Source organism: Nonomuraea turcica (assembly GCF_030718205.1).
Taxonomy (GTDB): domain Bacteria; phylum Actinomycetota; class Actinomycetes; order Streptosporangiales; family Streptosporangiaceae; genus Nonomuraea.
In genome coordinates this window covers 129,862-156,068 of the sequence record NZ_JAUZQF010000010.1, presented here as the reverse complement: position 1 = coordinate 156,068, position 26,207 = coordinate 129,862, and the positions used below count along the sequence as shown (strand labels likewise).

Sequence of the window (26,207 nt, the reverse complement as noted above, 5' to 3'; positions counted from 1 at the left end):
GCCAGAAGCGGAGGAGGGTGGGCGTTGAGCTGCGGAAGGCGCCGAGAACGGCGCTGACCTGCATGTACGTCGCATGCGCTGCTGCGTAAGAGTGGCACCTGATTCGTTGTCGCGTGCGCACATGACTACATATACTGCCTGCGTTGTCCAATTCAGGCGAGTAAGGGCGGATATGTCGGATCAGCACGGCCATGGTCATGGGCACGGCCACGGACATGGGCATGGTCATGGGATCAAGCGGGCATTGGGTTCGATCAAGCACGTGATCACCCCGCACAGCCACGACAGCGCGGACAAGACCGATGCAGCACTGGAGTCCAGCAGCCGCGGCATGCGAGTGCTGGCCATTTCCTTCGCCGCGCTCATGGTCACCGCCGTGGCCCAGGCGGTCATCGTCGCCTTCTCCGGCTCGGTGGCCTTGTTGGGCGACACCCTGCACAACTTCGCCGACGCGCTGACCGCGGTCCCGCTGGCGATCGCGTTCTCGGTGGGCCGGCGGATGGCCACCCGCCGATTCACCTACGGCTACGGCCGGGCCGAAGACTTGGCCGGCATCGTCATCGTGCTGCTCATCGCGGCGTCAGCGGGACTGGCCGGGTACGAGGCGATCAAACGGCTCATCAATCCACAGGATGTGGAGGCACTCGCCTGGGTGGCCGGCGCCGGATTCGTCGGCTTCCTGGGCAACGAGCTCGTGGCCCGCTACCGCATCAAGGTCGGCCGCGAGATCGGCTCCGCCGCCCTCGTAGCCGATGGCCTTCATGCCCGTACCGACGGCTTCACCTCGCTGGCCGTGCTCCTCGGCGCGGGCGGCGCCGCCTTGGGCTTCCCCATCGCCGACCCCATCGTGGGCTTGCTGATCACTGTGGCCATCTGCTTCGTCCTGCGTGACGCCACCCGCGAGATCTACCATCGCCTGATGGACGCTGTCGACCCGGCGCTGATCGAGCAGGCGGAGCACATCCTGGCCGCAGTGCCAGGCATCAAAAGAGTGGGGTCAGTGCGGCTGCGCTGGATCGGGCACGCCATGCGCGCCGAAGTGGACATCCAGGTCGATCACGAGCTGTCGCTGGTCGAAGCGCATGCCGTGGCCGTCGAGGCCGAGCACCGGCTCATCCACGACCTCCCGAGGCTGAGGGCCGCCACCGTACACGCCGACCCCGACGGCCCCGACGGGACCGATCACCACGCACCCCTGCTCGCGCATCGCTAACCGACTCATCTCAGGGGCCGGTGCCGCGACGCGGCGGCGAGCTGTGCGCCGCCATCACCGCGACTCATCGGTGACTGGGTGGAGGGCGGCCATCCGGCTCGCGGCGGCGTGGCGCTGCATGCCGAGCGTGACAGCCAGGCAAGCCATCGCAACCAGGGCGACGCTGCCCGCGGTGATGGCGCCGATCCGCTGGCTGGCGACCAGGTCGGTGGCCAGCGGCGGCGCCGTCAGGAAGAACCAATCCTCCGCCTGGATCGGCCCCGCCAATAACAGCGCACCCATCAAGACGTGCACTCCCGCCGCGACGGCGAGCATCAGGGCTCGCGTGCGCCAGGGCACCGGCCGGGGTAGGGGATCGACGCCGATGACGACCCAGAAGAACAGCATGGCGGTCACGGCGAAGAACGCTTGCGTGATCAGGTGGACGGGATGGTTGGCGAGGGCCGCGGAGAACCAGCCGGTGAGGTAGAGCAGCGGGTACGGCACCGCGTAGAGGGCCAGCACCACCATGGGATGAGTGAGCCGGCGGGCGGTGTCGCTGTACAGCAGAGTGTCGATCGACGGTCCAAGAGTACGGGCCGCCAGCGTGAGCGGTGCCGCCGCCATCAGCAGCAATGGTGCGACGACACCGAGCACGGCCAGTTGCACGGCATACGCGGCGAACAGTGCTCGGGAGTATCCACCGAACCCGCCGATCAGGACGAGCACGAGCATGGCCAGCGCACCGAACCACGACGTCACGTAGCGCCATGGCCACCTCTCCGCCGTGCGCGCCCCCGCCAGATAGCCGACGGCGAGTCCCAGCAGCGCCAGCACGATCAGGGGATCGACCCGTATCTCGGTGAACAGGCCCCCGATCGTGAACGGTTCGAGATCGTAGTCGAGCAGGAGATGCTGGTGGTGCCCGACGCTGGGCGGTGGCGGCGTATGGGACAGGCCGACCGCCAGGCCGATGGCGGCCGCCATGACGGCGATCTCGCCTGCCGCCAGCCGTGCGAAGGTGCGCCGCGCCGGGGCATGGCCGGCCTGGGCCACAGTATGGCGGCGATGGTTCCACCCGAAGAGCCCGAGCACCCCCAAAGCCGCGGTCTTGGTGAGCACGAACTGCCCGTAGGACGTGTTCCACAGGTCGCTCACCGCGCCCATACGCACCCATGCGTTGGCCGTGCCGGAGATCGCGACCGCGATGAAGCACCACAGGGCGATCGCGCTGAAGCGTGGCAGCGCCACGGACAGCTCCGTGGAGTCGCGCAGGTAGAGCAGCAGCCCCGCGAGCCCGCCCACCCAGACGGCCACGGCGACGACGTGCAGCGCCAGCCCCGACAGAGCGATGTCGTGATGGTCGGCCGAGGCCGCATGGCCGACGTAGACCATGGGCAGCAGGCCGAAGATCGCCACCAATATCAACGCCGCCCGCCCTGCCGCGGACGGTCGTGCCCGAGTGCCGATGGCCGTCACGACGGCGGCGACGAGCACGATCAGCGGTGCCCGCCCCTCCGCCTGGCTCAGCCCGTACAGCAGGAGCGGCCCGTCCGGCAGGACGTCTGTCACCGGCACGGCGGCGAGGTTGGAGAGCGTCAGCAAGAACAGCACGCCCGCGCTGAGCGCCCAGCCGAGTGCCCACCTGCCGGCCGCCCGCACTACCGCCCGGCTCTGCTCGCTGGGCGGGCTCACTACGACGCCGGTGACCAGGAAGCCGACCACGACCACGCCGCACAGATCCAGAGCCAGCCTGCAGAGCGGCAGGCCCCAATCGGTGACAAGTCCCGGCGAGGGCAGGTCACTGATCTGCGGCTGCGGCCCGCCGCCCCCGGCCTGGAGCGTCACCACCATGACGAGAACAGCGGCCGCCACCGCCGCGCCACCATAGACCCACATCCGGCGACCGGTCATCAGGCCTCCTCCCCAGGGATCGCCTGGCCATCATCCGGCCGCGCTCATAGCGTCGTCGAGTGCTCCGCCCAGTCGAAGTCTGGAGACCAAGACCATGAATCCCAGAGCATCTCTCGCCCTGCTGACCGCCGTTCTCGTGCTCACCGGCTGCACCGGCGAGCCACCGCCGCCTAAGCCCACGCCTGCCGCACCCACCAGCAGCACCCCGGTCACCAGCACCGCACCGCCACCGACGTCGTCGCCGACCCCTTCACCCACTGCGACCGCACCCCTCGACCCGGGGCAGGCCGAGAATGAGATCAGGCGGGCGTGGGACAGGTTCTTCAGCCCGCAGGTGTCGGTCGCGGAGAGGGCGGACGTCGTCGAGAACGGGGAGCTCAACGAGCTCATGGTGGAGGCATTCTCCAACGACGAACGCTTTCGCAGGATGGACGGCAGCGTCGAGACCATAAGATTCGACTCCCCGGCGGAGGCCGAAGTCGTCTACTCCCTTTCCCGCGACGACACGGTCGTGCTCTCACGGGGGCGCGGCCGGGCGGTGTTCCAGGACGGCGTTTGGAAGATCTCGTTCAAGACAGTGTGCTCATGGACGAGATACGGTGCGGACGTGCCCAAGGCCGCTACCTGTTGACGGTGGACGGATCGCGGTCGAGCACCCGCCAGGCCGGCGCACCCACCGCTCGCACAGGAATACTGCGTCGCCACCCGATGCCCGCCCAACGGCCCTTGTTCTCTCCGTCCACGCGGCTGCACGATGGCCGGGTGAAGATTTGGGTGAAGGGTGCCGGGGTGGCGCTGTTGTTTGTGCTTGCCGCCATCGTGCTCATATGGGCGCTGAGCGTGTTGGTGAATCACCTGTGAGTGCGAACCTTCGGCTTCCATGCTGACGAACGCATTGGCTTACTTTCGTTGCCGACGCCGCGCGGCGGTGAGGGCATCGTGGTTGGGGGAGCGGGGTCGGTGGCGCACGGGGCATCCATGCCATAGGGCTGACCGCCGTCGGTTCATGAACACTGCGTATGGTGCTGAATACAGTGTTCGGAATCTGGAGGGTTCGATGCCGGCAGTCGCGGACCGCAGGGTGCGGCGGACCAGGGAACTCCTTCGCCGCGCCCTGGTGCAGCTGATCCTGCAGAAGGGCTACGACCGGATCACCGTGCAGGACATCATCGACCGCGCGGACATCGGCCGCTCGACCTTCTACGCGCATTACACCGACAAGGACGACCTGCTGCTCAGCAACCTGGAGGAACTCGCGACGGCGTTCGAGGAGCACATGGAGCGCCACTTCGCCAGCCGTGCCGAGCCGAACCCGGTGCTGGCCGCTTTTCAGCATGCCGACCGGCAGCGCGACCTGTACAAGGCGCTGGCCGGCAAGCGTGGCGCGGAGGTCATGCGGGCCGGGCTGCGCCGCCGGATCAAGGAAGCGATGACACGGCGGATGCCCGAGTTCCTGCCGCACCGGGACGGCGCGGTGCCGGTGGACGTGACCATGGAGTTCCTGCTGAGCTCACTGCTCGGCCTGCTGGTGTGGTGGCTGGACAATGATCTGCCCTATACGGCCGAGGAGATGGCCGACATGTACATGCGGCTCATCGTGCCTGGCGTGCAGGCCGCCTACGGGATCTGAACACTTTCGCCGATCTGTTCACTAGCGCACTGAACTGGGCTTTCGTCGATTGACCCGGCTTCCCCATACCGAACATCGTGTTCTGTAACTGACTCGATGTTCCGACAGGAGGCTCGATGCCCGTCATCGACGTACGCGAGGTCATCAAGACCTACGACACCCCGCAGGGGCCGTTCACCGCGCTCCGCCGTGTCTCGCTGAGGACTGATCCTGGCGAGTTTCTGGCCGTGGTGGGCCGGTCCGGTAGCGGCAAGTCCACCCTGATCAACATGATCACCGGCATCGACCGGCCGACCAGCGGCGAGGTGCACGTCGCCGGGGCAGCCGTGCACGAGCTGGACCAGCATGCGCTGGCCGTCTGGCGTGGGCGCAACGTCGGGGTGGTGTTCCAGTTCTTCCAGCTGCTGCCCACGCTGACCGTCGCCGAGAACGCCATGTTGCCCATGGACTTCTGCGACACCTACCCACGCGCCGAGCGCCGCCCCAGGGCGCTGGCGTTGCTGGAGCGGGTCGGCATCGCCGAGCAAGCCGACAAGCTGCCCGCCGCGCTGTCCGGCGGTCAGCAGCAGCGGGCGGCCATCGCCCGCGCGCTGGCCAATGACCCGCCGCTGCTGGTGGCCGACGAGCCGACCGGCAACCTGGACTCGGCGACCGCGATCGAGGTGCTGGAGCTGTTCGCGGCCATCGCTGCCGGGGGCACCACCGTGGTCATGGTCACGCACGGCAGCGAGGCGGCCCCGTTCATCACCTCGACTGTGGAGCTGGCCGACGGGACGGTGAGGGCGCATGTCTAGGCCGCGCTGGCGCAAGCTCCGCCGCGACATGGCGCTGGCCTGGGGGCGTACGGTCATGATGGTCGTGGCCATCGCGGCCGGGGTGACCGGGATCGGCGCGGTGCTCAGCGCGAACGCGATCGCCTCCAGGGAGATCTCCCGCAACTACCTCGGCACCGCGCCCGCCGCGGCCACCCTGGAGCTGGATCGGGTCGACGCCGCGCTCGTCGAGCAGGTGCGCGCCCGCCCCGGTATCTCCGATGCTCAGGCCAGGGCGACCGTCACCGCCCGGATGCGGATCGGGCCGGATGAGTGGCGGGGGCTGGTGCTGTTCGTGGTCCCCGACTTCGACCACCTGCGGATCGCCACCTTCACCCGCGAGTCCGGCGCCTGGCCCCCACCCTCCGGCACGATGCTCATCGAACGATCCGCCCGGGACATGGTGCCGTCCGGGCCTGTCGAGGTACGCCTGCCCGGCGGTGAAAGCCGCACCCTCACCGTCTCCGGCACGGTGCACGACCCCGCTCTGGCTCCCGCCTGGCAGGAGCGCGCGGGTTACGGCTACATCACCCCGCAGACGTTCGCCGCGCTGGACGGTGGCCCGCTCGATGAGCTGAAGATCCGCACTCAGGCCACCACCCAGGACGGCATCACACGGACGAGCCGTGACCTGGCGGCCTGGCTGCGCGCCCAAGGGCATCAGGTGCACGAGGTCCAGGTGCCGCCCCCGGGCAAGCACCCGCACGAGTCCCAGATGCAGGCGCTCATGCTGATGCTGCTCATCTTCGCCGTGCTCGGCCTCGTGTTGGCCGGGATCCTGGTGGCCACCGTGATCGGCGGCATGCTGGTCCAGCAGATCCGCCAGATCGGGGTGATGAAGGCCGTCGGCGCCCGTACCGGCCAGATCGCCGGCCTATACGCCGTCCAGGTGCTGTTGCTCGGACTGGCCGCCGCCGCGGTCGGCGTCCCGGCCGGCACACTGGCCGGACGCGCCTACGCCGACGTCATCGCCGACCTGCTCAATCTCGACCTGCACAGCCGGGCCGTCCCGCTGTGGGTGTACGCCACCCAGCTGGCGGCGGCCGTACTGGTTCCGCTCCTGGTGGCGGCCGTGCCCATCCGCCGGGCCGCCCGCATCACCGTCCGCGAGGCGATCAGCGACTACGGCGTCCGCCCGGAAACCGTCTCGGCCCGGCTGACCGGCCTCAGCCGCACCCTGCTCCTGGCCCTGCGCAATGCCTTCCGCCGCCGGGCACGCCTCGCGCTCACCCTCGGCCTGCTCTCAGCAGGCGGCGCGCTGTTCCTGTCCGGCCTGAACGTGGCCGCTGCGTGGCAACGCACCGTCGACGACGGCATGGCCGCCCGCCACTACGACATGGAAGTACGGCTCGCCGCCGCCGACCCTGCCCTGGTCGAGCGCATCCGCACAACCCCCGGCGTCACTCGCGTCGAAACGTGGGGCCGCGCCCCCACCACCGCCGGAGACGTGGTCTCGACCTACCCCGACGGCGGCCACGGCAGCTTCAGCCTGCGCGGGGTGCCGGAGGAGTCCCGCGTGCTCGACCTGCCCGTCACCTCGGGCCGATGGCTGCGCCCCGGAGATACGAACGCCGTCGTGCTGAACTCGATGGCCGCCAACCCGCTCCCCGACGCCAAGCCCGGCGACATGCTCACCCTCAAGCTCGACGGTCGCGCCAGCACGTGGCGCGTCGTCGGCACCGTACGCGAGATCGGCTCCCCGGCCACCGCCTACGTCACCAAGACCGCCTTCGAACAACACGCCGATCCCGCCCGCGACCTGCGCATCGCCACCTCCGACACCGCGGCGGTGCAGCGCACCCTCCGAGATGCCCATGTCGAGAGCGCGACCCTGGCCACCACCGAGCTCCGCGAGGCGATCGACGGCCACATATTTGTGCTGATCGGCGCGCTGATCGCCCTCGCCGTCCTGATGGCGATCGTCGGCGTGCTCGGCCTGACCGCCGCCACCGGCACCAGCGTGGTGGAACGCACCCGTGAGTTCGCCGTCATGCAGGCCATCGGCGCCACCCCGCGCACGGTCCTCAAGGTCGTGCTCGGCGAAACCGTCTTCATCGGCGTGCTCAGCTGGCTCGCCGCCACCCTGCTCGCGCTCCCGCTGAGCTGGGCCATTGGCAACCTGCTCGGCGACCTGGCCTTCCGCACCTCACTGCCGCTCACCCTCTCGCCCCTGGCCCTCGCCCTCTGGGCCTTGGCCGCGATCGCCGGCTCGGCCGTGGCCGGAGCGGCCCCAGCCCGACGAGCGGCCCGCCTGACCATCCGCCAAGCCCTCGCCTACGTCTAAAGGGATCCCGATGCGCAAGACACTGCTCATCCTGCTCGTGGTCGCCGTGGCGATCATCGGCCTCGTCGTGGCCGCTCAGCAACTGGACTTCACCGGCCTGATCCGGCAAATGCACGGCGGATGACGCGACGTCATGCCCGCGGCGCCGAGATGAGCGCGGAGACGACCCTCCGCAGATCTTCATCCGGATCCGCACTGGGCGGAGGTTGTGACGTGAACAGGTGATGCGCGGTGGCAACGAGCGCAAGAGCCAGCGCCCCGGTGTCGGTGCCGGGGCCCAGCCTTCCCTGTTCCTGCTCGGCGGCGAGGTAGGCGGCGAAGGACCGCTGGATCTCCGCAAGCGTCGGCAGATTCGAGGCGAGCGCCTGATGCAACCGGTCGGTCAAGGCGGGCCGCACTCGGACGAGTTCCACGGCAGCAGGCAAGTAAGTGCCGAAGGCAAGAGCCGCCTGCGTCAGGTTGCCTGCCACGGTGCCCGCGCCTACACGCGAACCCAGCTGCGCGAGGACGCCCGCATTCTCGCGGGCGCCGTCGGCGATGAACTCGGTCAGAAAGCCGTCGAGATCGCCGAAGTGGTTGTAGAGCAGCCCGGTCGCGACCCCTGCTTCACGGGTGATCGCCCGGCCGCTGAGCCCACCCGGCCCCTCCCTCAGGAGTACGGTCCGGGCCGCGTCGAACAGCCTGCGACGAATCTCGGGAACAGCTACGCCTCGCGGTGACATGGATCTCCCTTGCGGTATGAGCATTCCGCTCATACCTTGGAATGAACACACCGCTCATACTACGTGAGGGGCTCTGCCATGAGCACAACCAGAAAGGCGATCATCGTGGGAGCCGGCATCGCCGGCCTGGCGACCGCGTTACGACTACGGCAGATCGGATGGGAGCCAGTGGTGTTCGAGCGCGCGCCTGCCCGCCGCACCGGCGGCTACGTCCTCCACCTGTCCGGACTCGGGTACGAGGCCGCCGAGCGGCTGAACATCCTGACCGAACTCAGGCAACGCCACTTCGGCGCCTTCGACCTGGTCTTCGTCAAGCCGGACGGGCGGCTACGGTTCTCCGCACGTGCGCGGGACGTCGAAGCCATGCTCGGCGGGCGCAACCTCAACCTGCTGCGCAGCGACGTCGAAGCAGTCCTGTACGACGCCGTACGCGACCAGGTCGACATCCGCTTCGACGCCGAACTCCAGGACATCGAACAGGACGCGACAGGCGTACGCGCGGTCTTCGCCGACGGCACGGTCGAGAGCGCGGATCTGCTCATCGGCGCCGACGGCCGCCACTCGAAAGTCCGCTCGCTCCTGTTCGGCCCGGAGGAGACCTTCCGCCGCGACCTGAACCACATGGTCGCCGCATTCATGCTGGACCGGCTCCCAGAGACGCTGGGGGAACGGGTCTTCACCTCACTCGCCACCACCGGCAGAACGCTCGGCATCCTCAACATCGGCCCGGACCGGACCGCCGGCATCTTCGCCTACCACACCACCGACCCGGCCGCGGAACTCGCACGCGGCTCCGCACAAGCGCTCGCCGACAGGTACGGCGACCTCGGCTGGATCGTGCCCGATCTGCTTGACCGGCTCCGCCACAGCCAAGCGGTCCACTTCGACAGCGGCAGCGAGATCGTCCTCGGCCAATGGAGTAAGCAACGAGTGGTCCTGCTGGGCGATTCCGCCTGGCTGATGCCGATCTACGCAGGCTACGGCGCCTCACTCGCCATAGGGGCGGCCGACCGCCTCGGCACCGCCCTCGCCGAGGCCCAAGGCGACATCCCCGCGGCACTCCACGTCTGGGAGACCGCCCTTCACCCCGAAGCGCGCAAGAAGCAAAGGATCGGCCGGCGCAACGCACGTGTGCAAATCCCGCGTAGTCCGTTCCACCTGGTGCTACGCGACCTGCCCGTCCGCATCGCCACTTCCGCGCCTGCGGCCCGCCTGCGCCGGCTCCTTCCGGCGTGACCGATCACCGCGTCGAGCCGTTGCGCTGACCAGCCTGACCCATCTCAGCGCCCGGGCACACGCCTGCTCTTGAACGCCATGCCCCTACAACGGAGATCGCGGCGGACTTGCGAAGGCGTACATGCACACGTCCGGACGGCGACGACCGTGACTCGCGTCAGGCGCAGTGTCGACCGCCAGAGAACACAGCGACATCATGCGACCTGAAGTCGGCCACGGTCGGCCGGTTCGCCCAGGGCGTGGTCAGGTCAGCTGGGCGAGGTCGTGGCGGGCCACTCGGTGGCCGAGGGCCGCCGAAAGGCGCAGATGATCAGTCCGAACTCGATCAGCGCATCAGCGTGGGCAGGTAGAAGTCGCCTTCCCGGCGGTAGGCCTCGGCGAAGGCATAGCGTCCGTGATGACCGATGCCGTGGTAGATGTGCACTGCCTTGTCCAGGGCGCGGTGGACGGCCCGTCCGCGTTCGAGGTCGCTGCTCAACCCAGCGAAGCCGGGCACCAGGGCTTCGAGGTCGGCAGGGGTGAGTTGTTCGGTCCAGTGCCGGCCGGAGAACTCCATCTGCGATTCCAAGAGATCCATGGCGGCCACCTTCTGCTCCCAGTGCGGGGCGATGTCGACCACGCAGTTGGGGCGCGATGGGGTCATGTAGTAGATGGTCGGCACGGGATGCGGCTCCAGGCCGTCGTCGTCGGCGAAGTCGCGGGAAGCCAGCCCGAGGGCCTCGAGGATGAGCGTCATGGCCGGTCGCCGGTCGGGATCGAGATCGGCCAAGGAGTGCTCGGGGTCCTGGGTGATGACGATCGTCGGGCGGACCGTGCGGATCGCGCGGACCAGGGCGCGCTTGTGCTCCTCGTCCACGGCCACGTACCCATTGCGGAATCCCAGGAAGCCGACCTCGACGCCGAGCACGTCCGCCGCCTTGCTCACATCCGCGCGCATGCGCTCGCGGCACAGCATGAGGGTGGCGAACGACTGGCCGCCTGCGGCGACATTGGCCGCCAGGGCTCCTCCGCACTCCACCAGCTCCATCCCGTAAACACCAATAAGCAGCATACGCTCCGACATTTATCTGCATTCCTCCATCTGGCATAAAAGTGCCTATGTCTGGAGTTAAGCCAAACTTTCATGGAGCGCGCAAGAGTGTGTAATCAATCCTGATAAATCGGAAAAAGAGTCATCTGCGCGTCGTGCACTGTTGCGCAGGCCATGCAAGAGCGTCTACCTCGAAGAAGGGCCCTGGACGCAGGTGCGGGACGTCACCAACGTTCACACAGGTTTGCCGCGTCGGAAATACAGGGCTGAATAGGGTCGGCAGAGACGGCGATGCCGCCCCGGCTGATTGCCGGAGCGGCATCGGCTTCACTCGTCAGTGGTCAGTTGCCGGTGTAGCGGAAAATGTAGAGGCCGTGGTCACGGTCGCTGGCGGCGACGTACTCCTGACCGTTGTGCTCGAATACCTGCACACCCCAGAAGTTGTTGCCACCCTCGTCGATGAAGTGGCCGACTTCCTGGATCTTGCCGTTCACGATCCGTGTCACCCGGAAGCCCGCTGAGTAGTAGGAGAAGTAGGCGAGGTCGGGCTGCTTGGCGGACGTCGCCACCTCGTGCACCGACAGATCGCCCTTTCCGGTCGCGTACGCGGGGTCGTGCGCCTCGGGCACCGCGTACGTGTCGAGTTCGGCCATGGTCTTGCGGTCGTACAGGTGCACGTAGCCCCAGCCGTCGAAGTACGACGAGAAGGTCAGCGTGTCACCCGCCGTCCCCAGGGGCACGGGCAGCCGCTCCGGGCCGGTGCCGGCGAGGCAGGCGGCGTTGTCGTACGGCTGGTTGAAGATCGCGAAGCCCTGGCTGCGCGGCGCCACTCCGAAGGCCGGGATGTCACCTTCGACGCTCATGCCGAGGGAGCCGTCACAACCATCGGTGCCGGTGCGGTTGAAGATGAGGACGGCGTCGTAGCCGCCGGCCTTGATGACGCTGTCGACCTTCTCCGAGAAGGTGCAGAGGCCCCGCTCCACCACGGCGATGTCGACGACGTTCGGGTCCCCGGCGGGGACGGCGGGATCGTCGGGCGGGGGACAGGCGCGTCCCACGAACTTGGTCACGCCGGTCAGCGTCTGCCCGGGCTCGAGCTTCTTGGTGCCGTCGCCCTGGCCGGCGTTGATCTCCGTGCCGTCCGTGACATTTGAGGCTTTCAGCGCGAACGGTGAGAAGTCTTCGTCGGCGGCGAGGACGTACTTGTTGTCGAGGGTGAACTCGGCCTGGTGGCCGTTGCCCTCCGGCCTGACCGTCAGCCCGCTCTCGAGCGCCTCGGTGTCGGGGTCGGCGAAGGTGCTGTCCGCCAGCAGGGAGATGCTCAGCGGATCGGTGACGTCGATCTGGACGTAACCGCCGTCCCAGTACGACAGCAGCATGACCTGCTTGCCGTCGATCTCCTTCACCACCATGTCGTGCAGGAAGACCTCATCGAGGCCCCGCTGGGTGATGCCGGGGAATTTCTCGTCGAGGTCGTACTCCGCGATGACCTTGGGCTTCTTCGGGTTGGTGATGTCGAGAATGTCGACATCTGGGCCTTCCTCGTTGTCCACGATGACGGCGTAGGCCTTGTTGCCCGCGTCCCAGGCGAAGACACTGTGGATCTCGTTCGCGTCCTTCTTGCCGGCGCCCGCGACGGTCTCGTCGCCGATGCCCACCGCGAGCGGGGTCGGATGGGCAGGGTCGCTGACGTCGTAGATGTTCAGCCCGCCGACTCCGGTGTGGCCCTTGCAGACCTCGTTGTTCGTGACGAGGATGTCGCCGTTGAAGGCAGGCGTGTCGATGCTCAGTGCCTGCACGCCTTCACCGGGCGCGCTGCCCTCCTTCGCGACGATGAACGCGACTTCCTTGGGCTGCACGGGGTTCTTGATGTCGACGACGTGCACGCCGTTGTACTTGCACGTGGCGCCGCCCCAGGCGGCCAGGTACGCGTAACCCTTGAAGACGCCGACGTCCGCGATCTTCTCCGGCTCGACGTTCTTCAGCGCGAGCTTGCTGATGAGCTCGACGTTGGCACTCGATGCGGGCAGGTGGCCGTGGTCGCCGCCGTGCTGGTGGTGGTTGTGCGTGATCTTCGCGTTGTCGATCGCGCCGTCGCTGCTTGTCGCACCGTCGTGCGCGAACGCGGACGGTGCCAGTGATGCCAGTGTTGCGGCTGCAGCGATGGCTGCGGCTACCGCTAAGCGGCCGGCCTTGTGCCTCATAGGGGAAATTCCTCCGTAGTGGTGGCAGAGGATGGCAATACGGGGAACATAAGGGCCGATACCGGCAGCACGGAAGAGGTTCTCCTACATTTCGTAGGAGACTTACAGCTACAGGTGGGAAGTGTCCGGTTTTGGTGTTAAATGCGAACTTATCAACATGAAAGCTGTAATCCCACCGCAACAACGACGAGGGCGAAGGGCGGGGAGAGCGCCAGCGCGATCGCGGCTCCCGCGCTGAGCCTGCCCGGCGCCTCTTCCGATTCGAGGCGGGCGATCCGCTGGTCCAGCAACTGCCGGGACTCGCCGGTGGCGGCCAGGCCGCCCGGCGGGCCGGAGCCGAGTTCGAGCCGCCGGAGTGCGCCGATCACCGGGGCGCGGCCGCAGCGGTGGGCGGCCGCATCGTCGGCCACCATCTCCACCAGCCGGGACAGCTCGCTCCGGGCGTGCCGGATGGTCGCCGACCACGGCAGCGCCGCCTGGACCGCGTCGACCACTGCGAGCAGGAGGTGGTGCCTACGCCGTAGGTGGGTGCGTTCGTGCTCCAGCACCGCACTCAGCTGGTCGGCGTCCAGCCGCTCCAAGGCGCCGGTGGTCATCACGATCGGCCGGGAACGTCGCGGCAGGCAGTAGACGACCGGTGCGGGATGTTCAATCAGGCAGACGTCGTCCGGGTCGTCCGGATACCTCGCGACCAGCCGCACCATGTCGTGGTGCCGTCGCCGCCCGATGGTCGTGCGGCGCACGCGAGCCGCGCCCACGTACAGCGCCCGCAACAGCACCCCGCCGGACACCAGGGCGAGCGCCATCGTGGTCAGTTCTCCGCTGTGCGTGTGTCCCGGCAGGCAGGAAAGCAGGTGCTCGACCCAGGAATGCACCGGCCCGGGCGGCCAGGCGAGCACGGAGCCCATCAGCGCCAGGAGCACGACGACCACACTCGCCACGACACCGGCCCACACCACCACGGCGAGGCCGGCATGGCGGCGCAGCCACCCCGCGCGTGCGACCATCGGGCCGGCGAGGTGGGTCGTCAGAAAGGCGAGGACGATCAGTCCCGCGATGTTTCCTGCCATGGCCCCTCACTCCGTGTCGGGCCGCTCGCGCCCCGGTCGGCCAGCGCGTCGAGGAGCCTCTGGGCGTCCTCCGAATCGACGCTCTCGGCGAATCTGGCCAGGACGGGACCGCGATCAGGAAGGTCCGACAGCGCGTCCAGCATCACGGCGAGGACATGCTCCTCGCGCGACCGCGTGGGCGCGTAGGCGATCGCTGTGCCGACCCGGCTGCGCGTGACCAGAGCCTTGCGGGCGAGCCGATCGGCGACCGTCTGAAGCGTCGTGTACGCGAGTGGCCGTTCCCGCGCATGATTGACCTGCTCCAGAACGTCGCGGATCAGCAGCGGCCGGCTCGCCGCCCACAGGCACTCCATGACCGCCTGCTCCAGCGGCCCGAACTCCCCCATCCGGCGTCTCCACTTCTCCGGAGCTTGCCACCATGGCATGTGGCTACAACCCGCAAACCGTATCGAAACCCACCTCAAGCCCCAAACAGTTACCCGGGGTGCTCGCAGTCATATGGACGCGCGGGGCCACCAGCCCCGATGCCGACCTCCGCCGGCGACCGGCGTCGTAGGTCGGTCATATGGTCGCCCGCACTGTCATGGGCGGACTGCGCCGAGTAGGCGGTTGCGCCAGTAGTCGTCGAGGTCGACCACCTTGATGATGTCTCCGGTTTGTGGCGCGTGGACCATTTTGCCGTTGCCGGCGTACATGCCCATGTGTCCCAGCCCTTTGCTGAACAGCAGATCCCCGGGCTCCAGCTTGTCCAGGGGGACGCGACGGTCGGCGCCCCAGCTCCACTGGGTCCAGGTGGTGCGGGGGAGCTCGACTCCGGCCTTGCGCCAGGCGGCTTGGGTGAGGCCGGAGCAGTCGTAGGATTCGGGACCCGTGCCGCCGTACCTGTAGGGCTTGCCGACCTGGGCGAAGGCGAACTCGAGTGCCAGGCGGGTGTTGCCGGAGGCGGGGCCGGTGTATTCGATGCCCGGGCTGTTGGGGTCGCCGGCTTGGAAGGCGCCCAGCCTGCGTAGGAGCTTGGTCTGTTCGGCGACCATCTTGTCGACCTTGGCCTTCTCGTCGCCTGCCTTGGCGCGCGCGGTTTCGGCCTCTGCCAGAGTCTTCTGGGCCTCTTGGCGCCGTTCGCGCAGTTCCTTGGTCGTCGCGTCGAAGGCCTGCACCTTTTCCGCTCTGTCCTGGGAGATCTGCTGGAGGGTGGCTATTCCGGCGAGGATCTGCTCGGGGCTGCCCTGGGCGACGAACCGCTGCCAGCCCGTCGAAGGGCCGATCTGGTAGTCGTTGACCGCCACCGTGACGACGTCCCTGCGCAGGGCGTCGGCCCGCGCGCCCGTGCGGCGGAATTCGGCGTTGACGGCGTCGTACTTCTTCTTGGCCTTCTTGTAGGTCTCCGTGGCCTGGTTGTAGCGCTCGACGAGCTGATCGGCCTGCTCGTTGAGCTTGACCAGCTTGGCCCTGGCCTTGGCGGGAGACGGGTCCGCTTGAGCGTTCGAGGTCAGTGCGATCAAGGCCAGCGCTGCGGTCAATGCCATTCGCCCAAGCCTGGTCAGCACTACGACGCCTCCTCGTAAGTCTCCCAATCTGGGGCGAAATGCTACAGAAGTGCGAGGAGTGATTGGCCTCAACCGCGGTAATTCGCAGGCCGATGCCTACTACTTGCGATAGCACCGGCCGGCCCTGCCTTACGGCGAGGCGGATAACGGCGCGATGGTCGGCGGCGTGCCCCGGTTCCGGAGAGCGCCGGAGCCGGGGGCACGCCGCGAGGGGAGGGTCAGCCGCGCGAGGCCGCGACCTCGTCGGCGGGCACGGACGTGGGGGAGCGCAGGGTCGCTGCGGCGAGCAGCGCACCCACCAGGGCGATGCCGGCGGCTCCGATGAACGCGGCGGAGAAGCCGCTGGTCAGGGCGGGCAGGTTGCCGAGCTGTGCGGCGCCGTTGGCGGCGGCGACCGCGGTCATGGCGGCCAGGCCGAGCGCGGAGCCGACCTGGTAGCTGGTGTTGACGATGCCGGAGGCCAGGCCGCCTTCCTCAGGCCGGGCGGAGGAGATGGCGGTGCCGAGGGAGGGGATGAAGGCCAGCGACATGCCGAGGGCGGCCACCAGGCTGGCGGGCAGGACGTCGGCGGCGAAGCTGCCGTCCGGGCTGATCAGTGCGAGCCAGCCCATGCCCGCGGCGAGCAGGGCCAGGCCGGTAACGGTCGTGGCCTTGGGGCCGAACCGGTTGATGGCCCGGGGCGCCAGGACGATCATGCCGATCATGATGAGGACGGTCATCGGCAGCAGAGCGGCGCCGCTGGGGAAGGCGCTGTAGCCGAGGACCTGCTGCAGGTAGAGGTTGAGGAAGAACCACATCGGGATCCATGCGCCCCCGAGCAGCAGCTGGGTGAGGTTGGCGGCGGCGAGGTTCGGGGTGCGGAAGATGGACAGGCGCATGAGCGGCTCGCGGCGGCGGGCTTGGATGGCGATGAACGCCCCGAGCAGCACCACGGCGCCGGCCAGCGCGAGCCAGGTCTGCGCGGAGCCCCAGCCGATCTCCGGTGCGCGGACGATGGCGTAGACGGCGGCGCCGAGGCCGAGGGTGACGGTCAGTGCGCCCGTGATGTCGACGGAGCCGCGCTGGGGCCGGGCGGCGGGCATCAGCGGGCCGGTGGCCAGCAGTGCGACGAGTGCGATGGGGATGTTGATGTAGAAGACCCAGGGCCAGCTGAGGTACTCGGTGATGACGCCGCCGAGGAACACTCCGGCGGTGCCGCCGGCCGGTGCGGCCGCGCCGTACAGGGCGAGGGCCTTGGTGAGCTCCTTGGGGTCGTGGCCGAACAGCATCATCAGGAGGGTGAGGGCGGATGGGGCGATCAGGGCGGCGCCGACGCCTTGTACGGCGCGGCCGGTGAGCTCCACCCAGACCTCGGGGGCGATGCCGGCCACCAGCGAGCCGGCGAGCAGGATGAGCCAGCCCGCCCCGAAGAGTCGGCGGGCGCCCAATAGGTCGGAGAGACGGCCGCCGAGCAGGAGCAGCCCGCCGAAGGCGACAACGTAGGCGTTGAACACCCAGGACAGGTTCTCCTGGGAGAAGCCGAGGTCTTCCTGGATGCGGGGGAGGGCCACGCCGATGATCGACGTGTCCATGATGACCATGAACTGGGCAGTGGCGATCAGGGCCAGGGCGGTCCAGCGCCGGGGGGATGGTGCGGACATGGGTGATCTCCTCGAGTGTCCATACCGGGGTAGGGTATTAAGCAGCCGTCCTATACCTGATGGGGGTATAGGCGACGGCGGCTAATCAATACCACCGGGGGGTATATGTCAAGTCCGATCGGCTTCCGGGTGCCGCCACAGGTCTGCCAGGGCGATCGGCGCCGCCGGGATGACCAGTGCGAATCCGATGGCCATCCCGATGCCGAGCCCCACGAACTCCTGGAGTCGGCCGAGGCCACGTACAGCGCCCCCCGCCACGGCGACCGACACGCCGAGGGCCATACCCGCAGCGCTCGCCGGTGCGTCCGGCGCTCTGGCGAGCCTCAGGCTGCGATCTTTCGCCATTGCGCCGAAGAAGGGCTGGGTGAGCGACGACGCGATGGAACAGACCGCGACGATCAGGGTCGCCGGCGGTCCCGGTCCCAACGGGAATCGGGCCTGCAGTGTCGGCAGCAGGGCGCCCAGCGTCGCGGAGGTGCGCCCCTCGGGTTGTCAGGAATACCATAGGGGGGTATGGTGTTGTCACGGGCAACGAACCCGATGGAGGACTGACATGGCCGGATACAGCGATAGCAAGCATGAGCAGGCGATGCGGCTGCGTCGCATCGAGGGGCAGATCCGTGGCCTGCAGCGCATGGTCGAGGAGGACAAATACTGCATCGACATCCTGACCCAGGTGTCGGCGGCCACCAGCGCGCTGCGGTCGTTCTCCCTGTCGTTGCTCGAAGAGCACCTTGCCCACTGCGTGGCCGAGGCCACGAAGAAGGGCGGCCCCGAGGCCGACGCGAAGGTCAAGGAAGCCTCCGACGCCATCGCCAGACTTGTCCGTTCCTGACCGCATTGATCGAAGGAGAGATCGCCATGAGCACCGCCACCTACACCGTCAACGGCATGACCTGCGGCCACTGCGTCAGCTCGGTCAAGGAAGAGGTCAGCGAAGTGGCCGGCGTGACCAGCGTCGAGGTGGACCTGGCCACCGGGCTGCTGACCGTGGACAGCGACGCCCCCGTCGACCCGGCGAAGATCGTCGCCGCGGTCGAGGAGGCCGGATATGAGGTGGCGAACCCGTGAACACCGCAGTCAAGCTCGGTTCCTACGTCCTGGGGCTCGCCGTCGTCTTCGGCGGCGCCCTGGGCGTGGGCAAGGTGGTGGGGCCGGTCGGAACGCCCCAGGCCGAGGACCACGCCGCGATGACGACCATGGCGACGCCGACGGCGAGCGCGGGACACGGGGAGCACGCCACCGAGCAGGCGAAGAGCGATACCCCTGGGGGGCTCCAAGTGTCCGAGAACGGCTATACCCTCAGCCCATTGACCACCATCAAGGTCGGCGAGCCGACGGACTTCCGTTTCACCGTGACCGGTCCTGACGGCAAGCCGGTCACCGACTACAAGGTTGAGCACGATAAGAAGCTGCATTTGATTGTGGTCTCCCGGGATTTGGGCAGCTTCCAGCACCTGCACCCCGAGATGACACCCGATGGCATCTGGTCGGTGAAACTCACGCTGGACGGCCCAGGCGCCTATCGCGCCTTCGCCGACTTCGTCCCCACGGGGGGGAGCGGACTGACACTCGGCACAGACCTGCTGGTCGACGGCGATTACGCACCCAAAGCCCTGCCCGAGGTCAGCCGGACGGCGGAAGTGGACGGCTACACTGTCACCCTCGACGGCGACCTGACACCTGGGCAATCCAGCAAGCTCACCCTCAAGGTCAGCAAGGACGGCAAGCCCGTGACGGACCTGCAGCCCTACCTCGGCGCCTACGGGCATCTGGTGGCCCTGCGCGCCCGGGACCTGGCCTACCTGCACGTTCACCCGGACGGCGAGCCAGGCGACGGCAAGACCCCTGCCGGACCCGAGATCGTCTTCTACGCCGAGGTGCCCAGTGTCGGTGACTACCGGCTCTTCCTGGACTTCCAGCATGACGGCAAGGTCCGCACGGCCGACTTCACGCTCGGCGCGGGCGAGCGCCCCGAGGCCCCGACTCCCACGCCCACGCCCACATCCTCCGGGCACGGCGACGACCACGGCCACTGAGCGAGAGAAAGGAGAACGGTGATGTCCTCCCTCACCGATGACCGGACCAATGCGGTCGAGCTCTCGATCGGCGGCATGACCTGCGCCTCGTGCGCCAACCGCATCGAGCGCAAGCTCAACAAGCTGGACGGCGTGACCGCGACGGTCAACTACGCCACCGAGAAGGCGAAGGTCACCTTCCCCGAGAGCGTCGATGCGCAGCAACTGATCGCCGAGGTGGAGAAGGCCGGCTACACCGCCGCCCTGCCCGCCCCGCCCCAGGCGGAATCGGCCGAGCAGGAGCCGGAGGACGAGCTCCAGCCGCTGCGTAACCGCCTCATCACCTCCATTGTGCTGGCGGTGCCGGTGATCGCGATGGCGATGATCCCGCCGTTGCAGTTCACGAACTGGCAGTGGTTGTCGCTGACCTTGGCGGCGCCTGTGGTGGTGTACGCGGGCTGGCCGTTCCACAAGGCCGCCTGGACCAACCTGCGGCACGGCGCCGCGACGATGGACACGCTGATCTCGATCGGCACCATCGCCGCGCTTGGCTGGTCGCTGTGGGCGCTGTTCTTCGGCACCGCGGGCACCCCGGGGATGACGCACCCGTTCGCGTTCACCATCGAGCGCACCGACGGCTCCGGCAACATCTACCTGGAGGCTGCGGCGGGGGTGACGGCGTTCATCCTGGCCGGGCGCTACTTCGAGGCCCGCTCCAAGCGCCGCGCGGGCGCCGCGCTCCGTGCGCTGCTGGAACTGGGTGCCAAGGAGGTGGAGCTGGCCGACGGGCGGCGCCTCCCGGTCGAGCAGCTCACGGTGGGCGACCGGTTCGTCGTCCGTCCTGGCGAGAAGATCGCCACTGACGGCGTGATCGAAGAGGGCAGCTCGGCGGTCGACGCCTCGATGCTCACCGGCGAGTCCGTCCCGGTCGAGGTCGGTGTCGGCGACAGCGTGACCGGAGCCACCGTCAACGCGGGCGGCCGGCTGATTGTCCGCGCGACCCGCGTCGGCGCCGACACGCAGCTCGCCCAGATGGCCAAGCTGGTCGAGGATGCCCAGACCGGCAAGGCGCAGGTGCAGCGGCTGGCCGACCGCATCTCGGGCATCTTCGTCCCGATCGTGATCGCGCTGGCTCTCGGCACGCTCGGCTTCTGGCTCGGCACCGGCGACGGCGTGGGCGCGGCGTTCACCGCGGCGGTCGCGGTGCTGATCATCGCCTGCCCGTGCGCGCTCGGGCTGGCCACGCCGACCGCGTTGCTGGTCGGGACCGGCCGGGGTGCCCAGCTGGGCATCCTGATCAAGGGGCCGGAGGTGCTGGAGTCCACCCGCCGCATCGACACCGTGGTGCTGGACAAGACCGGCACGGTCACCGAAGGCAAGATGACCCTGGTTGACGTGCACGTGGCCGAAGGCGAGAGCGAGGAGGAGGTGCTGCGCCTGGCGGGAGCGCTGGAGCACGCCTCCGAGCACCCGATCGCCCAGGCCATCGCCAAGGGTGCCGCCGCCCGGGTCGGCAATCTCCCTTCGCCGGAGGACTTCGCCAACGTCGAAGGGCTCGGCGTGCAGGGCATCGTCGACGGGCACGCGGTGCTGGTCGGCCGGCCCCGGCTGCTAGAGGAGTGGTCACAGCACCTCACCACCGACCTGGAACGAAAGCTGCACGCCGCCCAGGCCGCCGGCCGTACCGCGGTCGCGGTGGGCTGGGACGGCCAGGCGCGGGCGGTGCTCGTGGTGGCCGACGTGGTCAAGCCGACCAGCGCCGAGGCCATCGCACAGCTGCGGAAGCTGGGCCTGACCCCGGTTCTGCTGACCGGGGACAACGAGGCCGTGGCCAAGGCGGTGGCGGCCGAGGTGGGCATCGACGAGGTGATCGCCGAGGTGCTGCCCGCCGACAAGGTCGACGTCGTCAAGGAACTGCAGAACGAGGGCAAGGTCGTGGCCATGGTGGGCGACGGCGTCAACGACGCCGCCGCACTGGCCCAGGCCGATCTGGGGCTGGCGATGGGCACCGGCACCGACGCCGCCATCGAGGCGAGCGATCTGACGCTGGTGCGGGGTGATCTGCGGGTGGCGGCCGATGCGATCCGGCTGTCGCGCAGGACGCTGTCCACGATCAAGGGCAACCTGTTCTGGGCGTTCGCCTACAACGTGGCCGCCCTGCCGCTGGCCGCGCTCGGCCTGCTCAACCCGATGATCGCGGGTGCCGCGATGGCGTTCTCCAGCGTCTTCGTGGTGAGCAACAGCCTGCGGCTGCGCCGCTTTAAGTAGAACGACTCGGAATGGCTCCGTCGCCGATCGGCGACGGAGCCATCCCTTTGGAATAGGCGAAAAGAGCGCCGGGTTGAGGCGGCCGAGGAGGTACGGGTCATGAACGACAGCAGTGCCGCGTGGCTGCGCTGGACGGTGCCCTGCCACCCCACGGTCACCAGGCCCAGCCCGTCCGTCTAGCGCTCCCGCAGGTGGACGGGGCCAATCCGGTCACCCGTGGGGCGCACCATGTCTTCCAGCCTTTTCGTGCAGGCCTTCGTCACGTTGCTCGTCATCTTCGATCCGCTCGCCGCGATTCCGGTGTTCCTGACGCTGACGCGGCACCAGAGCCCGTCGGCCCAACGGCGGACGGCCCGCGTCTCGGTGCTCGTGGCCGCGGGGATCGTGGCGGTCTTCGCCGTCGCCGGAAACCATCTGCTCGACGCCTTGGGCATCTCGCTCCAAGCCTTGCAGGTCGCCGGCGGCGCGCTGCTGGCGCTGATCGCGCTCGACCTCCTCAAAGCGGATTGCGCGCGGAAACGCGCCGACGCTGAGAGCGGCGCGGTGGCGTTCGTCCCGCTCGGTACGCCGATGCTGGCCGGACCGGGTGCGATTGCAGCGACCATGCTCTACGTGGAGCAGGCCGGCAGCGCTCCGGCCGTGGCGGCCGTCGTGCTGGCTCTGGCTGCGGCGTTGCTGCTGACCTGGCTGACGCTGCGTTTCTCTCCGTTCATCGGACGCCTGCTCAAGGACAACGGTCTCAATCTCGTCACCCGGATCATGGGACTTCTGGCTGCGGCGATCGCTGTTCAGCTCATCGCTGGGGCGCTGCAGTTCTGGTTGCGGTGGGGCGTGTCCTGAGCGCATATCGCGTGCGGCCGCGCGGCTTGTACACCGCCAGCACGGTGGCCGCCAGCAGCAGCATCAGGGCGAGCACGGTGTGGATGAGGACGGAGGGGTTTCGCAGCAGGCCCACGTCGGTGTCCGGTGCTGCTGCGAGGCCTGCCAGATAGCCGAGCGTCTCGGTGTACATCAGCAGGACGACGATGGCGCCGACGTTGATCAGGAGCTTGAAGATGACCCAGTAATGCCGGAACAGGCCCCACGTGGTTCCCAGGGACTGGACGAGGCCGGTGAGCAGCGAGGCGACGGCCAGCGGGATGAGGGCGTACCAGGCGGCCGGCTCCATCACCAGGTAGACGGCTCGTACGGTCTGATCGTCCTGGCTGGTCAAGCCGATGACAGCCAGGGCCAGGAAGGCGAGGACCGCGCCGAGCCAGCCCACCGAAGAGGTGATGTGCGTGGTGAGGACCAGTTTGCGGAGCGGGGGCGCCATGGTCCTCATGAGGTGACGAGTTCTGCGACCGCCGACGTCGCAGCCGAGTGACGCCCGGGCCCGTGCTCGCCTGTGAGCATCAACACGACGAAGAGCAGGACGAGAACGGCAGCGATGATCCCCGTCACCTTCACCCAGCGTGGCATGCCGACATCGCCGTCGGCTCGGTCGCGTTCATCAGCCATATGGCTGTCCTCCATGGATTGTCGGCCTGCGTAGCCCCATATTTACGAAACATACCGTCTATGACAATACAGTATGTATTGATCCTTTTATGGCGTATGCTCAAAGCATGCCGCGGCTGTGGAATGAGACGATCGAGGCGCATCGCCGTGATGTACATGATGCGATCCTCGACCGCACTTCGGCGCTCGTGGCCGAGCATGGGCTGCGGTCGGTCACGATGTCCAAGATCGCGGAGCAGGCCGGGATCGGGCGCGCGACCTTGTACAAGTACTTCCCGGACGTGGAATCGATCCTGCTCGCCTGGCACGAACGGCAGATCACCGCTCATCTCGGACAGCTCGCCCGTGTCCGCGACCGGGCCGGCGGCCCTGACACGCGGCTGCGAGCGGTGCTGGAGGCATACGCGCACATCACCCAGCGGTCCCGGGGGCACGGCGATGGTGCGCTCATGGTGCACCTGCACCGCGACGAGCAGGTTGCGCGAGCACAGCGACAGCTCCACGACATGATCCGGGACGTCTTGGCGGAAGGCGTGCGGAGCGGGGTGTTCCGCGATGACGTCGCGCCGGACGAGCTCGCAACCTACTGCCTCCACGCCGTATCGGCGGCCGGTGAACTGCCGTCCGAGGCCGCCACCCGCCGACTCGTCAAGGTCATCCTGACTGGTTTGCTGAGGTAGCCCAGCCGGCGGCCGTGTCCTTGGTCGACGCGGTGGCTGTCCCGGCCGGCGACTTCGCCGCGCCGGTCGGAGCCATCCTGATCATCAAGCGATCGAGAAGGCGGTACCTGGCGCATTCCTCCTCGGCAGGCGGGCGGCATCGCAGTCTGGCCGTCTGACGGCGGCGCTCAGCCGGTAGGGGCGAATGCCGTGGTGAAGGTCTTGCCGCCGTCCTTGGAATCCAGGACCGTCCCGTCCTCCATGGCGGCCAGCAGGCGCTGCCGGTTCACGGCCGTGAACGCGGCCGCCTGGCCAGGGAGCTCGCCGACGGCCGACCAGCTCTTGCCGCCGTCCTCACTGGTGTGGATCTTCCTGTCGGCTCCGGCCCCAACCAGCACCTCGCCGGGGAGCACGTCCACGTGGCTGAGCAGGGGTGCCTTCGCCACGTCGGTGAAGTTCACGCCGCCGTCCTCGCTCACCTTCAGCCCGTCTGGTGTGGTGGCGTAGATGCGCGAGGGCTGTTCGGCGCCGGCCCCGAGGTCGATCACCTTCTCCTCGGTGCCCTGCGTCCAGGTGGCGCCGCCGTCGAAGCTTCGCCAGACCTTCGAGGTCTGGCTGTCGAAGGCGTACAGGTTGTCGCCGGCTGGCTGGATGGAGTGGAAGTCCGCGGAGCCGTCCGCCGAGATCACCTTCCAGGTGACACCCGCGTCCGTCGACTTGATGAGGCCGAGGTGCGGTGGGCGTTCCGGCGAGACGTCCTCGGCGGAAGGGTGCCCGCTGGCCAAGAAGGTCTTCGGGCCGGCGATGGTGAAGCCCATGTGGTCCTGGTCGCGGTCGGCGACCCGGGCGATCGTCGTCGGAGACGTGACTTTGAACAGTCCGTGGTGTCCCGCGACGTAGAGGCTGCCGTCAGCGACATCGAGGCCGAGTCCGTGGACATGGCCCACACCCACGTCGGGGTCGGCCTGCCCGCCGTGCTCCGGCGCCGCTTGACCACAGCCCGCTAGGGCCGCCACAAGCGCCACGCCTGCGGCGCTTGTGCGCAGCCGCCGACTCACACACCTCATGGGCGCGAGTCTACTACCCGCTACTATCGCCCTTCGTAGAAGATCAAAGCGTGATGAGGAAGGAATGGCAGTGGTGGGCGAGAAACGCGCCCACACCCGGGGCCGCGGCCAGGGCGGTGGGACCGGCCAGCAGCGCCGTCACCGCCAAGAGCCCCGCGAGGCGTTCGCGCCGGTCGAGCGGCGCCTGCGGATGCAACATCCGGCGGACGCGGGTAAGCGCCGTTTCCCCGCCCGCGCCCAGCGCGAATGCGGGAACTCGTCCCGTCGCCAGCCGGACCAGGGCCGCCGCAATGTGGATGCGCGGGTGATGGCGTGCGGCCTCATCGTCGGCCAGCAGCTCGACCAGGCGCGTGATCTCGACTCGCGCCTGATCGAACAGCGGGATGCGGGGAAACGCCCGCGCCAGGGCCTCGGCGGCGGCCAGCACCAGGTGGTGGCGCCCGCGCAGGTGTGCCTGCTCATGGGCGAGCACGGCGGCGACCTGCTCCGGCGCCAGCGAGCGCAGCGCCCCGGTGGTGATGACGGCGTGCCCCTTCCGGCCAGGTAGGCAGTACGCCAGGCGCTCCTCGTAGTCGACCACGAGCGCGTCGAGGTCGTGGTCATGCCTGCCGAGCAGGGCGAGGGCCTCGGCATGCCGTCGTCGTCCGCGGCACGTGCCCAGTAGGACGGTTCCACCGGTATAGGCAAGCCGCGCCAGGACCAGTCCACCGATGAGGAGGCCGATCCGGGCGCTCGTCGTGCTCAATGTCGCTCCGTGGCCCAGCAGGGCTGCGCAGGCCTCGAACAGCGCGGCCAGGCCGTGCCCCACCACGGAGGCGGGGACGGCGATGGCGAACGCTGACAGCAACACCGAGGCCACCACCGAGGCGCCCGCCGCCTGCCACATGGCGATGGCCAGCCGGGGCGCTCGGTCGGTCCAAGCGGCCCGCCGCAGCAGCCGCGGCAGCGCCACGGCGGCGAAAGCCGCGTACACCGCGAGGGCGATCGCGACCGTCACGAGCTGCGTCCCCTCGGCGGGTACACCTGGAGCGCCGCCTCCAAGGCACTGGCCTCCTCAGGGGTAAGCCGTTCGAGGAAGTGCACGAACGTGGCAGCCCTGTTGCCGCTCTTGGCCAGGGACTCGCGCATCACGTCGGCGGTGTAGGCCTCCTTCGACGACACCGCCTCGTAGATGTACGCCCGGCCGACCGGCTTGCGCTTGAGCAGGCCCTTGGTGTGGAGCTTGTCCATCACGGTCATCACCGTCGTGTAGGCCAAGGCGCGGTTCTTCCGCAGGTGCTCCAGGACGTCCCTCACCGAGGCGGGCGCGTTGGTGGCCCACATGCGATCCATGATCGCGGATTCGAGCTCCCCCAGACCACGCACCTTTTTACCAGTCCCCTCTACCCGCCGTTCGTTTGATGCTACCGGCGGT

At 68.6% G+C, this 26,207-nt stretch carries 26 protein-coding genes; 12 read left to right on the top strand and 14 right to left on the bottom strand.

The features are described from left to right. The first annotated feature begins 262 nt into the window (after positions 1–262). On the top strand, positions 263–1,213 hold the full coding sequence (locus Q9G87_RS25995) for a cation diffusion facilitator family transporter (RefSeq protein ID WP_305919080.1): 951 nt from the start codon (positions 263–265) through the stop codon (positions 1,211–1,213). Positions 1,214–1,267: 54 nt separating this feature from the next. Here the strand turns inward: Q9G87_RS25995 and Q9G87_RS25990 are convergent, their stop codons facing one another. Then, positions 1,268–3,106 carry a cytochrome c oxidase assembly protein gene (locus Q9G87_RS25990; protein WP_305919079.1) on the bottom strand — a complete coding sequence of 613 codons (1,839 nt, stop codon included), beginning with the start codon at positions 3,104–3,106 and terminating at the stop codon, positions 1,268–1,270. A gap of 94 nt (positions 3,107–3,200) precedes the next feature. On the opposite strand from Q9G87_RS25990, the gene Q9G87_RS25985 reads away from it, so the two are divergent. The 4 genes from Q9G87_RS25985 to Q9G87_RS25970 all read left to right on the top strand — a co-directional run bounded on the left by Q9G87_RS25985 (position 3,201) and on the right by Q9G87_RS25970 (position 7,832). Continuing rightward, the gene (locus tag Q9G87_RS25985) at positions 3,201–3,737 is read left to right on the top strand and encodes a hypothetical protein (protein WP_305919078.1); all 537 of its coding nucleotides are present in this window, start codon (positions 3,201–3,203) and stop codon (positions 3,735–3,737) included. A 426-nt stretch (positions 3,738–4,163) separates the two neighbouring features. Further along, positions 4,164–4,736, top strand: coding sequence for a TetR/AcrR family transcriptional regulator (locus Q9G87_RS25980; protein WP_305919077.1), 573 nt, complete (start codon positions 4,164–4,166; stop codon positions 4,734–4,736). Between the two features lie 116 nt (positions 4,737–4,852). After that, on the top strand, positions 4,853–5,530 hold the full coding sequence (locus Q9G87_RS25975) for an ABC transporter ATP-binding protein (protein WP_305919076.1): 678 nt from the start codon (positions 4,853–4,855) through the stop codon (positions 5,528–5,530). Continuing rightward, on the top strand, positions 5,523–7,832 hold the full coding sequence (locus Q9G87_RS25970; protein ID WP_305919075.1) for an FtsX-like permease family protein: 2,310 nt from the start codon (positions 5,523–5,525) through the stop codon (positions 7,830–7,832). The genes Q9G87_RS25975 and Q9G87_RS25970 overlap by 8 nt, the downstream gene beginning before the upstream one ends. 131 nt (positions 7,833–7,963) lie before the next feature. Here the strand turns inward: Q9G87_RS25970 and Q9G87_RS25965 are convergent, their stop codons facing one another. Then, entirely contained in the window at positions 7,964–8,554 is a 591-nt protein-coding gene (locus tag Q9G87_RS25965; RefSeq protein WP_305919074.1) for a TetR/AcrR family transcriptional regulator, read from the bottom strand. 78 nt (positions 8,555–8,632) lie between these two features. Here Q9G87_RS25965 and Q9G87_RS25960 point away from each other — a divergent pair, with 78 nt between their 5' ends. Then, positions 8,633–9,790 (top strand): FAD-dependent monooxygenase, encoded by a 1,158-nt coding sequence (locus Q9G87_RS25960; protein ID WP_305919073.1) that lies wholly within the window; start codon positions 8,633–8,635, stop codon positions 9,788–9,790. A gap of 325 nt (positions 9,791–10,115) precedes the next feature. Here Q9G87_RS25960 and Q9G87_RS25955 read toward each other — a convergent pair whose 3' ends face one another. The 7 genes from Q9G87_RS25955 to Q9G87_RS25925 form a co-directional block, all read right to left on the bottom strand. Continuing rightward, positions 10,116–10,853 (bottom strand): PIG-L deacetylase family protein, encoded by a 738-nt coding sequence (locus Q9G87_RS25955; RefSeq protein ID WP_305919072.1) that lies wholly within the window; start codon positions 10,851–10,853, stop codon positions 10,116–10,118. A 308-nt stretch (positions 10,854–11,161) separates the two neighbouring features. Further along, the gene (locus tag Q9G87_RS25950; RefSeq protein ID WP_305919071.1) at positions 11,162–13,024 is read right to left on the bottom strand and encodes a PA domain-containing protein; all 1,863 of its coding nucleotides are present in this window, start codon (positions 13,022–13,024) and stop codon (positions 11,162–11,164) included. Positions 13,025–13,176: 152 nt separating this feature from the next. Continuing rightward, positions 13,177–14,094: a M56 family metallopeptidase gene (locus Q9G87_RS25945; RefSeq protein ID WP_305919070.1), complete on the bottom strand. Its 918-nt coding sequence runs from the start codon at positions 14,092–14,094 to the stop codon at positions 13,177–13,179. Further along, entirely contained in the window at positions 14,070–14,480 is a 411-nt protein-coding gene (locus Q9G87_RS25940; protein WP_305919069.1) for a BlaI/MecI/CopY family transcriptional regulator, read from the bottom strand. Before Q9G87_RS25940 ends, Q9G87_RS25945 begins: the two co-directional genes overlap by 25 nt. Before the next feature lie 195 nt (positions 14,481–14,675). Continuing rightward, complete coding sequence (locus Q9G87_RS25935) at positions 14,676–15,620, bottom strand: C40 family peptidase (RefSeq protein WP_305919068.1); 945 nt, start codon at positions 15,618–15,620, stop codon at positions 14,676–14,678. 239 nt (positions 15,621–15,859) lie between these two features. After that, entirely contained in the window at positions 15,860–17,281 is a 1,422-nt protein-coding gene (locus Q9G87_RS25930) for an MFS transporter (protein ID WP_305919067.1), read from the bottom strand. A gap of 108 nt (positions 17,282–17,389) precedes the next feature. Then, the gene (locus Q9G87_RS25925; protein WP_305919066.1) at positions 17,390–17,626 is read right to left on the bottom strand and encodes a hypothetical protein; all 237 of its coding nucleotides are present in this window, start codon (positions 17,624–17,626) and stop codon (positions 17,390–17,392) included. Positions 17,627–17,834: 208 nt separating this feature from the next. Here Q9G87_RS25925 and Q9G87_RS25920 point away from each other — a divergent pair, with 208 nt between their 5' ends. From Q9G87_RS25920 to Q9G87_RS25900, 5 genes are all read left to right on the top strand, one after another. After that, positions 17,835–18,116 carry a metal-sensitive transcriptional regulator gene (locus Q9G87_RS25920; protein WP_305919065.1) on the top strand — a complete coding sequence of 94 codons (282 nt, stop codon included), beginning with the start codon at positions 17,835–17,837 and terminating at the stop codon, positions 18,114–18,116. A gap of 26 nt (positions 18,117–18,142) precedes the next feature. Next, positions 18,143–18,352 carry a heavy-metal-associated domain-containing protein gene (locus Q9G87_RS25915; RefSeq protein WP_305919064.1) on the top strand — a complete coding sequence of 70 codons (210 nt, stop codon included), beginning with the start codon at positions 18,143–18,145 and terminating at the stop codon, positions 18,350–18,352. Continuing rightward, entirely contained in the window at positions 18,349–19,320 is a 972-nt protein-coding gene (locus tag Q9G87_RS25910; RefSeq protein WP_305919063.1) for a hypothetical protein, read from the top strand. The genes Q9G87_RS25915 and Q9G87_RS25910 overlap by 4 nt, the downstream gene beginning before the upstream one ends. Positions 19,321–19,341: 21 nt before the next feature. Next, positions 19,342–21,567 (top strand): heavy metal translocating P-type ATPase, encoded by a 2,226-nt coding sequence (locus Q9G87_RS25905; protein ID WP_305919062.1) that lies wholly within the window; start codon positions 19,342–19,344, stop codon positions 21,565–21,567. A 216-nt stretch (positions 21,568–21,783) separates the two neighbouring features. Further along, positions 21,784–22,407 (top strand): MarC family protein, encoded by a 624-nt coding sequence (locus tag Q9G87_RS25900; protein ID WP_305919061.1) that lies wholly within the window; start codon positions 21,784–21,786, stop codon positions 22,405–22,407. Here Q9G87_RS25900 and Q9G87_RS25895 read toward each other — a convergent pair. Together Q9G87_RS25895 and Q9G87_RS25890 are read right to left on the bottom strand one after the other, a co-directional pair. After that, positions 22,361–22,882 (bottom strand): hypothetical protein, encoded by a 522-nt coding sequence (locus Q9G87_RS25895; protein ID WP_305919060.1) that lies wholly within the window; start codon positions 22,880–22,882, stop codon positions 22,361–22,363. The genes Q9G87_RS25900 and Q9G87_RS25895 overlap by 47 nt on opposite strands. Positions 22,883–22,887: 5 nt before the next feature. Next, positions 22,888–23,082, bottom strand: coding sequence for a hypothetical protein (locus Q9G87_RS25890; protein WP_305919059.1), 195 nt, complete (start codon positions 23,080–23,082; stop codon positions 22,888–22,890). Positions 23,083–23,174: 92 nt separating this feature from the next. Between Q9G87_RS25890 and Q9G87_RS25885 the strand changes: the two genes are divergently transcribed. Then, positions 23,175–23,747, top strand: a complete 573-nt coding sequence (locus tag Q9G87_RS25885; protein ID WP_305919058.1) for a TetR/AcrR family transcriptional regulator — start codon at positions 23,175–23,177, stop codon at positions 23,745–23,747. A 167-nt stretch (positions 23,748–23,914) separates the two neighbouring features. On the opposite strand, the gene Q9G87_RS25880 is transcribed toward Q9G87_RS25885, so the two are convergent. From Q9G87_RS25880 to Q9G87_RS25870, 3 genes are read right to left on the bottom strand one after another with little or no spacing between them, the layout of a single operon-like run. Continuing rightward, positions 23,915–24,793 (bottom strand): F510_1955 family glycosylhydrolase, encoded by an 879-nt coding sequence (locus Q9G87_RS25880; RefSeq protein WP_305919057.1) that lies wholly within the window; start codon positions 24,791–24,793, stop codon positions 23,915–23,917. Positions 24,794–24,836: 43 nt separating this feature from the next. Continuing rightward, complete coding sequence (locus tag Q9G87_RS25875) at positions 24,837–25,790, bottom strand: M56 family metallopeptidase (protein WP_305919056.1); 954 nt, start codon at positions 25,788–25,790, stop codon at positions 24,837–24,839. Continuing rightward, positions 25,787–26,158, bottom strand: coding sequence for a BlaI/MecI/CopY family transcriptional regulator (locus Q9G87_RS25870; RefSeq protein ID WP_305919055.1), 372 nt, complete (start codon positions 26,156–26,158; stop codon positions 25,787–25,789). Before Q9G87_RS25870 ends, Q9G87_RS25875 begins: the two co-directional genes overlap by 4 nt. Between the last annotated feature and the right edge of the window lie 49 nt (positions 26,159–26,207).

What these genes read in the sequence shown, in the direction of transcription:
- Q9G87_RS25990 (WP_305919079.1), bottom strand. Translation starts at nt 3,106, where the DNA reads ATGACCGGTCGCCGGATGTGGGTCTATGGTGGCGCGGCGGTGGCGGCC.
- Q9G87_RS25985 (WP_305919078.1), top strand. Translation starts at nt 3,201, where the DNA reads ATGAATCCCAGAGCATCTCTCGCCCTGCTGACCGCCGTTCTCGTGCTC.
- Q9G87_RS25980 (WP_305919077.1), top strand. Translation starts at nt 4,164, where the DNA reads ATGCCGGCAGTCGCGGACCGCAGGGTGCGGCGGACCAGGGAACTCCTT.
- Q9G87_RS25975 (WP_305919076.1), top strand. Translation starts at nt 4,853, where the DNA reads ATGCCCGTCATCGACGTACGCGAGGTCATCAAGACCTACGACACCCCG.
- Q9G87_RS25970 (WP_305919075.1), top strand. Translation starts at nt 5,523, where the DNA reads ATGTCTAGGCCGCGCTGGCGCAAGCTCCGCCGCGACATGGCGCTGGCC.
- Q9G87_RS25965 (WP_305919074.1), bottom strand. Translation starts at nt 8,554, where the DNA reads ATGTCACCGCGAGGCGTAGCTGTTCCCGAGATTCGTCGCAGGCTGTTC.
- Q9G87_RS25960 (WP_305919073.1), top strand. Translation starts at nt 8,633, where the DNA reads ATGAGCACAACCAGAAAGGCGATCATCGTGGGAGCCGGCATCGCCGGC.
- Q9G87_RS25955 (WP_305919072.1), bottom strand. Translation starts at nt 10,853, where the DNA reads ATGTCGGAGCGTATGCTGCTTATTGGTGTTTACGGGATGGAGCTGGTG.
- Q9G87_RS25950 (WP_305919071.1), bottom strand. Translation starts at nt 13,024, where the DNA reads ATGAGGCACAAGGCCGGCCGCTTAGCGGTAGCCGCAGCCATCGCTGCA.
- Q9G87_RS25945 (WP_305919070.1), bottom strand. Translation starts at nt 14,094, where the DNA reads ATGGCAGGAAACATCGCGGGACTGATCGTCCTCGCCTTTCTGACGACC.
- Q9G87_RS25940 (WP_305919069.1), bottom strand. Translation starts at nt 14,480, where the DNA reads ATGGGGGAGTTCGGGCCGCTGGAGCAGGCGGTCATGGAGTGCCTGTGG.
- Q9G87_RS25935 (WP_305919068.1), bottom strand. Translation starts at nt 15,620, where the DNA reads ATGGCATTGACCGCAGCGCTGGCCTTGATCGCACTGACCTCGAACGCT.
- Q9G87_RS25930 (WP_305919067.1), bottom strand. Translation starts at nt 17,281, where the DNA reads ATGTCCGCACCATCCCCCCGGCGCTGGACCGCCCTGGCCCTGATCGCC.
- Q9G87_RS25925 (WP_305919066.1), bottom strand. Translation starts at nt 17,626, where the DNA reads ATGGCGAAAGATCGCAGCCTGAGGCTCGCCAGAGCGCCGGACGCACCG.
- Q9G87_RS25920 (WP_305919065.1), top strand. Translation starts at nt 17,835, where the DNA reads ATGGCCGGATACAGCGATAGCAAGCATGAGCAGGCGATGCGGCTGCGT.
- Q9G87_RS25915 (WP_305919064.1), top strand. Translation starts at nt 18,143, where the DNA reads ATGAGCACCGCCACCTACACCGTCAACGGCATGACCTGCGGCCACTGC.
- Q9G87_RS25905 (WP_305919062.1), top strand. Translation starts at nt 19,342, where the DNA reads ATGTCCTCCCTCACCGATGACCGGACCAATGCGGTCGAGCTCTCGATC.
- Q9G87_RS25895 (WP_305919060.1), bottom strand. Translation starts at nt 22,882, where the DNA reads ATGGCGCCCCCGCTCCGCAAACTGGTCCTCACCACGCACATCACCTCT.
- Q9G87_RS25890 (WP_305919059.1), bottom strand. Translation starts at nt 23,082, where the DNA reads ATGGAGGACAGCCATATGGCTGATGAACGCGACCGAGCCGACGGCGAT.
- Q9G87_RS25885 (WP_305919058.1), top strand. Translation starts at nt 23,175, where the DNA reads ATGCCGCGGCTGTGGAATGAGACGATCGAGGCGCATCGCCGTGATGTA.
- Q9G87_RS25880 (WP_305919057.1), bottom strand. Translation starts at nt 24,793, where the DNA reads ATGAGGTGTGTGAGTCGGCGGCTGCGCACAAGCGCCGCAGGCGTGGCG.